We start from the raw sequence: 12,998 nt of genomic DNA on the forward strand, positions 1-12,998 counted from the left end.
ATTAATCAATCATAGATAATAATATTGCAGCATTGATAGCATGGCCAACCATATTTTCGGGTGGTAGTACCACAGGTAACTCAGGCGCAACTATTGAACCTGTTCCCGACCAAAAGACAGAGTAAGCTAACCAACCAAACGCGTTGTCTAACCCCACCCGCTCAGCGAGCTGTTGTGCACGAATACGCAAAGTTTCACTAGGTGATTGCAACCAACTCTCAACACAGCTCAATACCTTGAGTTCATCATCTGCTTTCCCCCCAGAGGCCTTCACGACTTGAAGCCCCCATCGGATCGCATTCATTACCGCTAAGCCATGCGCAACGAGTTGAATTGCATCTCGCTCAAGGTCAGCTTTTAGTAAAGCCGATACCGCCTGCCGTGGGGTTAATGTGGGTTCCAGTAACTTGCTTGCTTCTTCAGAAGCCTGATATCGACTGATAATAGTCGCAATCGATGCTTGCTTGAGTTGCCCTAGCACTTGCTCGTTAATTCTCGTCATCAATATACTCAGTTAATTTTGACCAATGCGCCGCTGATCTCAGCCATTGCCGTACCACTCAATTTGGCCATCGCCGTTGAGGTGACTTGTGCACCCGCCGTTCCCTCTAACTTAGCAATCGCGGTCGATTTTACGTTAACACCTGCCGTACCCTCTAAGTTTGCCTGCGCGGTTGCTTTAAGATCTAAATTTGCTGTCGCACTAATTTTGGTGGATGCTTGGCTTGAGGTTGTCAGATTCATGGCTGATATTTTTGTATCTTGAGACGATTTAAGCTCAATGGCAGAACCTTCTATCTTGATACCAGAACTTGAAATAGTAATTTTATTACTGCCCACTTTCAGCTCAATCTCGGTGTCCCCTTCAAGCGCAATTTTATCTGCTTTTAAGCTGTAATTTTTGGTCACCGAGACAGTTTGTGATTCTTCAACTGTCGTTGTCTGGTTTTTCTTAACCGTTAAACTATCGTCCGCGTTGATTAAACTCGTGGCATTGTTGGCAACCGTAATGGAGAGATCTTTACCTGATGTAATAGAAAGCAGCTCTTCGCCTTTTTTATCATCAAAACAAATTTCATGCGCGGTATCATCAGCCAAACCTGTTTTGATACTCGACTGTGTCGCATCTTTTTGTGGATAGAGTGGTTTAGTATTGCTGTTAAACACACTACCAATAACGATTGGCTGATCAATGTCACCGTTTATAAAATCTACGATAACCTCATCGCCTATGCGCGGAATAAATTGCATCGCCGCTTTACTGCCCGCGGTTTGCTGCATCACACGTAAATAACAACTAGTTGATTTTTCGTCTGTGGTATCCCAGTAGAAATGTACTTTGACTCGGCCATCCGTGTCTTGATTGATTTCGCCTTTGCTATCTAATGAACCACTTTCGGTTACCACCACCGCTGACGTAATACCCCGTGCCAACGGTTTTTTGGGGTAAGGTGGCGTTAGCGGAAGCGCCTCATCGCGACACTGAACCACACAGCGATAGCTCGCGCTTTGGCTTGATTGCTGCACATCAATGTGATGGTTAACCGCCAATACATTATAGTCACCCTCTAGTTGACTATTAACGTGGGTCGCCACGGTAAGCTTATTGCCCACCACCACCACGTTTGCATCCGTCTCCATCTCGATATCACCACCGCAGGCTTGCTCTGCGCTATTAAGTTGAGCCGCAAGCGTGCTGACATCACTAAAGTCATTACTATCACTATTTAACGCTACATGCTCAAAGTTATTTGAGGTTATCGTCGTCACACTCGAATTAGAAAGCTGGCTTTTGGCGGATTCTACTTTCGTTTTCGTATAGTTATAACCTGCCAATGACAGAGATTTTTTAACCAGCTTTTGCTGTGGTTCAAAGCGCTGTAGCAGCAAGTTTTTTGCCGTTTTAACCTGCGCATGATCAAATTTAGCTTGGCTATTGCTATCGAGTGGCGAACTTGCACTATGAACCTGCAAGGTGTGCTTGCCACTATCTTGAGAGAAATAAAAGATAACTCCAGATTGCGACATTAAACGCGTCACAAACTCCAAGTCGGTTTCATCATATTGAGTACAGTATTCCAATTTAGCGGTTGGCATAGTGCCAAACTGGTACATCCCTTTAAACCCTGCTGTATCGAAAATATCAGACAAAATGTCTTTTGCTGACTGAGCTTGATAGATCCGATAGGTGCGATTAAAACTAAGCAACCATAACCAAGATTTCAACGTTAGCTTAAAGCGACGAAGCGCATCGGCACGGCTATCAAGCTCATTAATTTCAACGACATAAGCCTGATATTCAAGTAAGTTATTGGGTCGTCCAGCAACATCTTGATACCAGTTTAAGGTCATAGTGTCCCCTAACGTATCTGAGATATCATCGCCGTCAGTGACTAACTCAATTTCTGCAGAGACACCTTTATCTACTGCATCACTAATATCGCAATAGTTCAGGCGATAAGCTTTGCCGCTACTTGTCTTAGCAACTAAGTAGCTAACTTCACCTGCAATATAAGTTTCCATGTTCACACCTTAATCGACGGGTAATATCACTGCAAAACGGTATCGGGTACGAATAACCGAGAGAAAAACTCTGGGTTTAGCAAACTCGCCTCATCGCCTGCGCCCTTCATGCTCAACACGACAGCTGCACCTTGTTTGTTGCTCACCTCAACCGTATCTCGCCCACTTTGTTGTTGGTAACGCTCAACCAAGCGCATGGGTGACCAGACGCCCTCCAGTGTATGCGTCATTTTTTGATTGCTCAGGTCAGTTAACACCAGCTCTAGTGATTGCTCTGTAAAATCTGTCGGCCAGCTAAACTGAGTTTCAACCAAAGGACCATGGGTATAGGTTAGTTTTCGCTCACCAACACGCAATGTAAATTCACTCAAGGCTGCAGACATTGACTTTGGCGCAATCACTATATTCAGCTTAAGGTTGCCATCTTGGCCATAAAGTTCTCGCTGAAGCTTGCCGTAAGTGGATAAAAATGTTGTGACTGCAGGTGATAATGAAAGCGCAGCCTGACGACCAAATACCGGAAATTGTAGCGTGCCATCAACCGAAACAAATTGCCCTAAGATCTGCTCCTCAAAATTACTGATTGAACTATTGGGCGCAAAAAATGCGGCCAGTGCGCTGAGTTTAAGGTCTTCGCCAGATTTATGAAATGGGTAGTAAACCGCAACATTTTTACGGTAAGGCGCTACCACGTCTTGCTGCCACTTTTCTTGTAAGTACTCTGATGTTTTGCGCTTTACATGCGTTGCAGTTTCACGCAATACCAAATCTACCAGCTCCGCCATTAAAGGCTCATCGTAACGGGTTAACCACAGCCCTGAAAAGGCCTTGAAGTTATTAGGGTCTTGTAGCTGTTGAAAATAGCTTAGCCCGGGGATCACAGTGCTATCCGCCTGTGTTTTCCAATCCTTCAGCGCTTTTAGCTGTGCCACAAACGCTTGATACTGCTTTGATAAACTTTCAGCGCTTTGCACTAGGATTGGACTATCAGAGAATGCTTGACGGATTTTACCCGCAATTTCGTTAAACTCTTTTGCCCGCTCGATTTCCAATAACTGTTGCTTATTTAAGCTCTGATTAGCTTTATCAATTAGTTGCTGCGCTTTTTGTGCTTTGGCTGCGACCTTCTTCGGGGCATTAGCGGCAATTGCATCAGCCTTTTCAAAACTCGGCACTTCCACTTGCGGCAGATAGATATAGGCTCGAAGTGTAGTATATAGCTGCAACAGAGGTGATTGCTCACTTTCGGTTAACTCAGAAAGCAATACCTCTAGCGACAGTTCTGGAGCAAGGTGGATCCCCGAGTAGTACTGTCTCCAAAAGCTGATATAGTCATTAATATAGCTAAACTTTATATAGTTACCGATGCGAGTTAGTTCGCGCTTGGATGGCGTGGTTTGAAATAACCCATGATTGTCTTGCACTAGCTTCTGCATAAACGCAGACTCCGGCAAAAACGATAGCTGTTGCAGTGCTTTAGGCGTAAACAACTCGGGAACCAAAAACTGTGTTTTAGCTCGAGTGATCCCAAATAAACTCACATGATCGCTATGTTTGGCGAGTAGTGTTGGTCTGATATCAATCAGCTTTGCAAATTCAGGAAGCTGCTTAACGCACTCATACATCAATTGGTTTGTATCTTGCAGCGCTAATTGGTTATCAACTAAAGCCAACAACTCTTCATTAATATCGATTTTGTTATAGCCGAGGAAATACAGATCATCAACGAGACTTGATACTACTTGAACTTGAGACTCATCAAGTAAAGCGCTCTGGGTGAGTGATTCCGCCAAATGTTTTTTAACCAACCTTTTATTTTCACCTAACGCAAACGACTGATAGATATCCTTTACATTGATGACATTGAGATAGTCTTCAAGCTCCAAATAAACAAACAACTCCTGCTCAAGATATTTGCTGATTGTGGGCTCTAACGTGGTAGCTAGTTGTTGCTGGTATAACGAACGATAATGCTCTTCACGGTCAATAGAGGCAAGAATTGGTAGCGCGTACCAAGGTTGGCTTTCCTTTTCCTCGGTAAATTGACTATAACCAGACTGCAGCAATGCCAATGGTTCAATCAATGAACTTAGTTCATCAAAGCTGATGGCACTTTTATTCAAAATATACTTATAGTCTTGATGTAACTTGCTAAATTCTTGGTGTAATGACTGGTTATAGACGTAAGCCTGCCAGCCTACCCAAGCTGCTCCAGCGAGTAGACCTGCACCTGTGCAAAGCATTAAAAACTGTCTAACGCTATGACGCCAAATCTTCCACCTATTTACAGGTGCTAAGTGTGCCAACGGCAAAACCTGATTTGTGAATGTCTTGGTGATCTCTGCTTTAGGTTTTAGCGTAGTTTCAGCAACAACGGGCAAAAGGGATTGATTCACTTCAATTAACGTATGTGCCGTTGCAAGGTTTACCCGCTGCTCTGCATTTTCAGATTCAACTAAGTGGAAGCTCTCAATTTTATACGGCAGTACCTGACCATTAAAGTCGGCCAGCTCGTCGATAAAGTGCGCAACGGCAAGCTTTAAATATTGCAGCTGCATCGGCCCCAGCAGCTGTTTGCGTTTGAACTCATCATCTAGCTGCAGCGAGACTTGTTGTAGATTATTGGCAAATAGCTTCTTAAATAGTAAGTCGTATGCTTCATTGAGCGCATGAGAGGATTGTAATCCCTGCTCAGAGAAGTAAATGGACAGATCAGCAAGCTCGACCCGCTCATTCAAGCTTTCAGCTATCCCATCTAACTTGTTAATTCCACATAGAAATAAGTGTGCGGGAACGGGATAGCCACTACGCAGATAAATAGATTCGAGCCGCGCTTTAAAGTCTGCAATAAACTCTTGCTTAGCCTTTTGCGAACGCTGGATAACACTAAATGCGTCGCTTAATAACAGTACCCCGTTCAACGGCTGTTTTGCGCGAATAAAGCTCAGCCAAGCTAAGAAGTGCTGCTGATCTTCAACCTTTGCTTTTACATGCCAAATCAACGCCCCTTGAACGTGATAAACCGCTATATTTGGTGGCATACCATTGAGTTTAACGCGATTAAATTGCGCGAACGAATCACTGGTATTGCCCTCTGAAATCACCAAATACCATGCGGTTTTATAAACATTGCTGCTCAGTTTCAGTTTTTTTGCGATGCGCTTGTATAGGGTAGAGTATTGCTTAAAGAAGTTTCTTCTTTGATATTTGCCGATAACAAAACGATTGATACTAGGCACATACACCACCAGCACACCAACCAGAGCCAGCAGTCCGCTCAGCCAATACCAATGTGTTGCTAACGCTAGCGAAAAAGTAAGTACTAAAAGTAGTACAGCCAATAAGACGAAGGATGCACCGATCCATAGGCGAACTAACGGAGTCTTCACTGATACTCCTTGATATAAGGTGAAATGTTACAGCTTTGCACAAAAAACTGACTAACCGCTTTGGCCTGCGTAAAACCTGTTGCAATAAAACCTACAAACTGGCTATCGCCCACTTCCTCAATAACGAGTGGATAGCGGCTATTATCACATTTTTGTTTAAGACTTTGTGCACGTGCCATATTGTTAAAAGCACCAATTTGCACCAAGTACAATGTCATAGGTTCTTCGGTGATAACCGGGGCAACTGCGGGCGCTTTAGGTTGCTCAATTGTCTGTGGTTGCGCAGTTGGTTTCGCTGTTTCTAATGCATGCATTTGCTCACTTTCGTAAAATCTTGCATTTTCAATAAACATTTTCTTCGGTTGCAACTGCTGGATATGCTGAAAAGTATCTCCCGCCATTTCTTTGTACTCTTGGTTTTGGCGCTCATAAATCTCACCGAAATACTGGTTATAAATAAATAAACCCACCACTAAAAGCACCGTAAACGCTAACCAAAAACTCAATGGTGAAATACCAGTAAATAGCCCTAGGTTACGAGATGACTTTCTGGGAGCCGTTGTTGTATTCGTATCAAGCTTCAACTTGAATGCCCCAAGCTCAGTTAATGCAAAACTGATCTCGGCGGTTAACTTTTTCAACTCAGTCACATGACCTGTGTGATATTTCCCTTTAAAGCCAAGCTGTAGAATGAGATAGCAAATCTTTAATAACGCTAAGTGCCTCTTAGGAAACTCCATCAATTGAAATACTAAGCTAAAAAAGGTGTCTCCACTGTTGCGAATACCAAATAATTGACTCACTAAGGTCTTGTTTTGCCACTGTGTCGTATCCAACTGACAACCATAGCTTATCCTTTCGTCAAAGAATGCCGCCCAAATAAAGCACAACTTATCCAGTAGCGCTGGTGATATAGCTCGCTCCCGACCTCGTTGTTTAATGCTCTTGAGCTCGGTAATGAGGTTAGCTCTGAAATTTTCCAGCGCGGCGATATCTTCCAATGAAGAAACGGACTCAACCATCGCAAGAAGCGGCAGGCTTAGTTGTAATAACGCCTCTTCCTGCCAACTAAATTCCGTTAGCAAGTCCTTTAGCGCTGCATTTTTCTCATCAACAAGTGAGAATTGGTTAACCGTATAACTGGCTGCACTCATAGTTAGCTAATCAAAAATAATTTAACGTCATCGACATGAATTCGGGCATCAATGTGCAACGCCAGCATTTCTTTGTTATCTACCATTTTCACCCACAGTGGATCTTCTAAATCAATTTGAAAATATTCCGTCGACCCTTGCTCTTTTAGCTCTGGCGGAGCGTAAGGTAATGCACTCACTCGCACACCAGGTGTGGCGTTTTTAATACAATTGATGATGCTCTTGTTACCCGCAAGCTTAAACCCTGTTGTAAATAGTTCTTTAGCGAGGCTTTGCGGACTAGTCACCGCAATAACCATACGTTTAGTCTGGCTGATATCGTGTTGCTTCACCTTTACCAATAACATTCTTCTGCTATCGAAAAGCGACTTATCCCAAGTGTATTCAATGACATTTTGCTGTTGGGTGATCGACAGCTTGTCTTTGATCCGCGCCAATACACCATGAAATTTTTCATATAAACTTTCGAACGTAAGCGGTGTCCACGGAGAGCGCACCTCAAAATCGATACTCAATAGCGCCGCCTCAAACTGTTTTAGCTCAAAGTAGAAACGGCCTAATTTATAATGTTGTGTTCGTTGGGTTGCCTCGAGCCAAGGTAGCCAGTGATAGATCACGGTAAGCAACTGCTGCTCTGTGTACCATGCGCTGTTGCTTTGTGTATCAACGACGGATTGTAATCGTGTGAGCAGCTGATTCACTTTGGCATTTGCCAAAGTGTCGAGCTCTCGCACGCGCTCTAACAAAATATCAGCCGCCCCAATGCTGAGGCAGTCTGGGATAAAAGCACGGTCGATGATCACTGCCCCATTGCCATCCACCTCCAGCACTTTACCAACCGCTAATTTGACAAAACCATCTAGGTTTTCTTGCTCTAGTTTCAACGCCACATTTAAGCGTGCAGTTTCAATTTCAAGTTCAGCAGCTTGGTTATTGGTAAAGTCAAAAACGCGATTAAACTGGGTTTTATAGCGAGAGCTAGAAGCCCCATTATCAAAGCTGTTGTTTCCAGCAAGATTGGCTGGCACAACCAGATAGACCATTTGATCTATCGTGCCTTCAGGAATGTGCAGCGCGACCTCTTGATCTAACTTGAAGTACTGACCATCGGGCAAAATGCCTTCACACGCTACCACGGAAAACTGACCCAGTTTTAGTAACCCTTCATTGATACTCAGCTGAGCAAGACCACAATGCGGTGCAAATTCACTGGTTGTCAGCGCACTATATTGCTGTGTGACGTTTTCAAGGTGTGATTCCATCTGCTGAAAATGCTGAGGATATAAAAAGGTACCTTCTCGCCAAACAATTTTATTACTCAAAACTATGCTCCCCAACCAAACAAACTATCCATCCAGCTCTGCTGTGGCATTACCGAGAACTTTATCGTCGTTCCTTGGAGCCCAAGCCAAATTACTGTACTTTCAGAAACGTCCTCAGGCACTTCCACGACGGCCTTTGTCGTCCCTTTCTGATAGTCACTAAATTCTACCAATACCGCCAAATACCTTACTCCAGGAAGCAATTTAATCGTCTTTTGCTCTTTTGTATTCGGCATCACTGGGTACAACCGCTGCTTCTCTATCAATTGCTCAGCCAATATTTGCGTATCCGATTGAAATAGCTCGATGAATTCACTTTGTGAAAATCGGTCTGATTTGGTGAGCTGATATAACCGGATAGCAACAGGATTGGCACCTTCATTGGCCCAATTGAGCTTTTCGTTGGTCTCCAGCTGCAACTGTATCGGTAACGAAAAACGCTGGAGCGGATCGGCACTTGAGCAGCCAACCGCTAAGCATATCAATAATGAGACTAAGATTACTTTTGCATACATTCGATTAATAGCGCTTTAAACTGACGCTTAAAGTGTCCTTCGTTCATTTTTCTTGTGTAGTAATTTTTATACGCCGCCCAATGCTTACCGCTCCACCTTGATGGTGAGCCAACCATGTCTTCAATCAGCTGAGGATCGAATTCTTTTAGAAATTCATCCATCACCTGATCTAACATCAACAACATCTGCTTTTGTTGCTGCCAAGGGCTACGCGACGCCTCTAATAACTTATCCAGTTTCTGCTCAATAGCAGCCTGATTTAATGTACTTTGCGTATCATGAGCGCCGATATCTGTTGCTTTATACTCTATAAATTCTTCTTGCTCAGAACGCGTTTTTTGCGTGTTTATTTGGTCAAGTTCAGTCTCTAAATCGGCAAAAATATTACTCGCATCAAACTCAACTTCATCAATCACATCAAAAAAAGTCTCTTCTTGCTTTTCAGCAGCCAAAACAGGCTCGCCGATTTCCGACTGCATGGAAAGCAATAGGGTGTAGCCAAAAAGTACAATGATATCACCATCAGAAAGCACGGAGGATGAGTGTGTGATCTGTGGCCGACCATTTAAACTTACCCCCTCAACTTCTGTATATAACCGCAGTTGATTGGCATCTTTATCTTGTTCGATGCGAGCATATACATCATGTTGCTGCGTTTCTTGCTCAGCATGCGGCAAAATCAAATCACATTCAATTGACGCTCCGAGCACCACGCCGGATTGAGAAACCGTCGCCATTCTCGACAACAATCGAACATCTTCAGGGCACTCAGTGACTTGCAACATCGCAGCATTCATCTATAACTTCCTATCATCGGCAACAATACAGTTCGAGGCAGCAGTATTAAATGCCTCTAGAAAGGTTGGACGCTTCTTTAAAAAGGCTTTTGAAAACAATATACCTAACTCTATGGTGCCATATTCACGTCGAGAAAAGTTGGTGTTTTGTAGCTTGAACTTAGCCAATTCATGTTCAAACTCATGTTCATCTATTAAAATAGCATCGACTTCATGGCCTAATAATAACTTTAAAAGTGCACTACCACTGCGTGGCTTCATTTGCACGTTATAACCTTTACGCTTGATATCAAACCACTCGTCAGAGCCAAATTCAGCGGCGACTCTATATTTTTTATATAACGGATTGTCATCACTGATATTCATTTCAGCACCAGAGAAATACCAGTACAAGTGTTTTCTCGCCATCGGAATAGACAGCGTTCCATAACGCATACGAGCATCACTTTGGGCAACCGCAAAAATGGCATCGAGTTTACCAGTACGCAACTTGAGCTCTGCTTCTACCCAACTATCAAACTCAGCGCGATACGGGGCTTCCATCCGACTAAAAGCGCACTGAACTTGCCTGATAACACTCCCCTTCACGAGTTCATTTTCAACATAGTGATAGGGGTAAGCGTCATGCGTCGCCAGCTGTACGACCTCTTTGCCTGTCGTATGCATGGTAAATAATGTAAGGCCTAACATAAGGCCTCGTATTAATCTGGTTTTTAGCATCATTTCATCAATTTATAGCTAACTCAAAGCCCGAGGCATCCGCTGAACCTGAGATCACCACTTCACGGATAGGTTCGCCTAAGCTGATCCGCTCGATACAGCTTTCAGCCAATTGCGGCATCAGGTTTCGATTGATTATTTGCTCAATGGCACGACCACCTATGGTTGGTTCATTTCCTTTGGCAACCACATAATCCACAAAGGCTTGATCATAATTTAATGTTGCCCCATAGGTTTCTTGTAGTTTTTGCGCAACACGTTTTAGCGATATCCCCGTGATCTCAGCTAACTCCGCAGTATTTAAAGGATAATATGGGATGATATTACAACGACCTAAAAAGGCTGGCTTGAAAAAGCTCTGTAGCGCAGGTCGTACGTTGTCCACTAACTCTACTAAATCAGGGCGAGATTCACTGACATTACAAAAATCGACAATTTCACTGTCAGCAGCGTTAGAGGTCATGATGATCAAAGTATTTTTAAAATCGATATTACGACCTTCACTATCTTGAATACAGCCCTTATCAAAAATTTGATAGAAAATATCATGGACGCTTGGGTGCGCTTTTTCCATTTCGTCAAGTAACAGTACACAATAAGGGTTACGACGAATCGCTTCGGTTAGCACACCACCTTTACCATAACCAACATAACCTGCTGGCGATCCAAGTAACATAGATACCTTATGCGCTTCTTTAAACTCGGTCATATTGATGACCGTCATGTCTTGCTCGCCACCAAAAAGCTGATCCGCAAGTGCAAGCGCAGTTTCTGACTTACCTACACCACTAGGGCCACACATCAAAAATACGCCAACTGGCTTACGTTTATCAGTCAGACCGGCACGCGAAACCCGAATACTCTTAGACAACTCATGTAGCGCATGCTTTTGACCAATAATACGCTGATGTAAAGCTGTTTCTAATGTCAGTAGTTTCGCCACTTCATCTTTAACTAAATTACCAATCGGGATGCCAGTCCAAGCGCCAATTACCTCCGCAATAGTTTGCTCATCGACAATGGCATGAACCATAGGCTGTTCGCCTTGCAACGACTTGAGTTCAGCCAATTTCGCCGTGAAATCTCCCGCTTGCTCACCCGCTTGGATTTGTGCCAGTTCAGATACAAGCGCTTTTTCTTTTTCCCATTGCGTATTCAATGTAACCAGTTGCGCTTCTAGTTCAGTCTTTTTCTGTTCTTTTGCGGCTATGGCTGCAGCTTGGTTCGCCAACATGTCGTTTTCTTTTGTCAGCGATGTTAACTCTTTGTCCAAGTAGCGAATTCCCTGCTCTGTTGCTTCGATACTCGCAGGCTTTGCGTTTTGCGTTAAGGCAATACGAGCACACGATGTGTCTAGCACACTGATGGCTTTATCTGGGAGCTTTCGACTAGGTAAATAACGAATAGACAGATCAACGGCAGCTTGTAGCGCCGCCTCTGTGATAAACACATTGTGGTGACTCTTTAGCGACTCTGCGACACCACGCAGCATTTGCAACGCATCTTCTGCGTTCGGCTCGTCGACTTTGACCACTTGGAAACGGCGTGTCAGTGCAGGGTCTTTTTCAAAGTATTTTTTATACTCTTCCCAAGTCGTTGCCGCGATGGTTCTAAACTCGCCTCGCGCTAGTGCTGGTTTTAACAAATTAGCGGCATCATTTTGCCCTTCCGCACCACCTGCGCCAATCAAAGTATGTGCCTCATCAATAAAAACAATAATGGGCACTTCTGAGGTTTTTACTTCGTTAATTACATCTTTTAAGCGATTTTCAAACTCCCCTTTAACGCTCGCACCCGCTTGCAGTAAACCAAGATCCAGTGAATGAATTTGCACACCAGACAAAACCGGAGGTACTTCATCCGCTGCAATTTTTTGCGCTAACCCTTCCACCACGGCGGTCTTACCCACCCCAGGTTCGCCAACAAAAATAGGGTTGTTTTGTCGTTTTCTACACAAGATATCAATGGCTTGCCTAACTTCATCTGCACGCCCAGAGACAATATCTAGCTCACCTGCCTGAGCAGCCTGAGTAAGATTAACGGTATATTTTTCTAACGCCCCCGTTACCACACTCTGCGGTGCACTTGTCGCGCCCTTTGCTGGTGTTTTAGCCGAAATAGATAGCGTTTTAATATGCTCTTTTAAGCTCTCAACAGAGACATTCTTAAGTGCAGTAAACTCTTTTTGCTTAAACGACAATGGATCGGGCTGCAAGATGCAAAGTAACAGATGTAGCCCCGCAACGGCACTGTGAGAAAACTCAACCGACGCAACCAACCACGCAGACTTCACTAAGTCTATCAACTCAGGGCTGATGGTAGGCTGTCCTGAATGACTCGGTGCCAACTGACCTAGTTTTTGCTCTAGCTCTTGCACAAACTGTGCAATATTAACCTGTTGCGACTCAAGAAACTGTTGCAACTTAGGATCACGTCCTTTCAGTAACGAAATGAACCAATGCTCAATTTCAATGGCGCCAGCTTGGCTGTTCATGGCATCTGCAGCGGCATACTCCAGCGCATTTTTTAAGTTACTGTCTAAATAAGAAATTAGTTTTGAAATAGATACTTGAGACAT

Annotated in this window: 9 protein-coding genes; all 9 read right to left on the reverse strand. The window is 43.8% G+C overall.

The genetic code is table 11. The annotated features are described in order from the left end of the window. Position 1: 1 nt before the first annotated feature. From CWC29_RS16160 to tssH, 9 genes are read right to left on the reverse strand one after another with little or no spacing between them, the layout of a single operon-like run. A complete protein-coding gene (locus tag CWC29_RS16160; protein ID WP_128727259.1) occupies positions 2 to 502 on the reverse strand; it encodes a DUF6931 family protein in 501 nt (166 codons plus the stop codon). A gap of 8 nt (positions 503 to 510) precedes the next feature. Further along, entirely contained in the window at positions 511 to 2,523 is a 2,013-nt protein-coding gene (locus tag CWC29_RS16165) for a type VI secretion system Vgr family protein (RefSeq protein WP_128727258.1), read from the reverse strand. 26 nt (positions 2,524 to 2,549) lie between these two features. Continuing rightward, positions 2,550 to 5,912: a type VI secretion protein IcmF/TssM N-terminal domain-containing protein gene (locus tag CWC29_RS16170; RefSeq protein WP_138522490.1), complete on the reverse strand. Its 3,363-nt coding sequence runs from the start codon at positions 5,910 to 5,912 to the stop codon at positions 2,550 to 2,552. Continuing rightward, the gene (locus tag CWC29_RS16175; RefSeq protein WP_138522493.1) at positions 5,909 to 7,066 is read right to left on the reverse strand and encodes a DotU family type IV/VI secretion system protein; all 1,158 of its coding nucleotides are present in this window, start codon (positions 7,064 to 7,066) and stop codon (positions 5,909 to 5,911) included. Before CWC29_RS16175 ends, CWC29_RS16170 begins: the two co-directional genes overlap by 4 nt. A 2-nt stretch (positions 7,067 to 7,068) precedes the next feature. Further along, positions 7,069 to 8,388, reverse strand: coding sequence for a type VI secretion system baseplate subunit TssK (gene tssK / locus CWC29_RS16180; protein WP_138522495.1), 1,320 nt, complete (start codon positions 8,386 to 8,388; stop codon positions 7,069 to 7,071). Between the two features lie 2 nt (positions 8,389 to 8,390). Continuing rightward, a complete protein-coding gene (gene tssJ / locus CWC29_RS16185) occupies positions 8,391 to 8,903 on the reverse strand; it encodes a type VI secretion system lipoprotein TssJ (protein WP_045989250.1) in 513 nt (170 codons plus the stop codon). Next, positions 8,888 to 9,700 carry an FHA domain-containing protein gene (locus tag CWC29_RS16190; protein ID WP_128727254.1) on the reverse strand — a complete coding sequence of 271 codons (813 nt, stop codon included), beginning with the start codon at positions 9,698 to 9,700 and terminating at the stop codon, positions 8,888 to 8,890. Before CWC29_RS16190 ends, tssJ begins: the two co-directional genes overlap by 16 nt. Further along, positions 9,701 to 10,390: a type 2 periplasmic-binding domain-containing protein gene (locus CWC29_RS16195; protein WP_235956595.1), complete on the reverse strand. Its 690-nt coding sequence runs from the start codon at positions 10,388 to 10,390 to the stop codon at positions 9,701 to 9,703. It abuts the gene before it with no gap. A 37-nt stretch (positions 10,391 to 10,427) separates the two neighbouring features. Continuing rightward, a complete protein-coding gene (gene tssH, locus CWC29_RS16200; RefSeq protein WP_138522497.1) occupies positions 10,428 to 12,998 on the reverse strand; it encodes a type VI secretion system ATPase TssH in 2,571 nt (856 codons plus the stop codon).

Source organism: Pseudoalteromonas galatheae (assembly GCF_005886105.2).
In the GTDB taxonomy this organism is placed as follows: domain Bacteria; phylum Pseudomonadota; class Gammaproteobacteria; order Enterobacterales; family Alteromonadaceae; genus Pseudoalteromonas; species Pseudoalteromonas galatheae.

Excerpts from the sequence above, each read along its gene's own strand:
- CWC29_RS16165 (WP_128727258.1), bottom strand. The coding sequence starts at position 2,523 with ATGGAAACTTATATTGCAGGTGAAGTTAGCTACTTAGTTGCTAAGACA.
- tssH (WP_138522497.1), bottom strand. The coding sequence starts at position 12,998 with ATGTCTCAAGTATCTATTTCAAAACTAATTTCTTATTTAGACAGTAAC.
- CWC29_RS16175 (WP_138522493.1), bottom strand. The coding sequence starts at position 7,066 with ATGAGTGCAGCCAGTTATACGGTTAACCAATTCTCACTTGTTGATGAG.
- tssJ (WP_045989250.1), bottom strand. The coding sequence starts at position 8,903 with ATGTATGCAAAAGTAATCTTAGTCTCATTATTGATATGCTTAGCGGTT.
- CWC29_RS16160 (WP_128727259.1), bottom strand. The coding sequence starts at position 502 with ATGACGAGAATTAACGAGCAAGTGCTAGGGCAACTCAAGCAAGCATCG.
- CWC29_RS16195 (WP_235956595.1), bottom strand. The coding sequence starts at position 10,390 with ATGTTAGGCCTTACATTATTTACCATGCATACGACAGGCAAAGAGGTC.
- CWC29_RS16190 (WP_128727254.1), bottom strand. The coding sequence starts at position 9,700 with ATGAATGCTGCGATGTTGCAAGTCACTGAGTGCCCTGAAGATGTTCGA.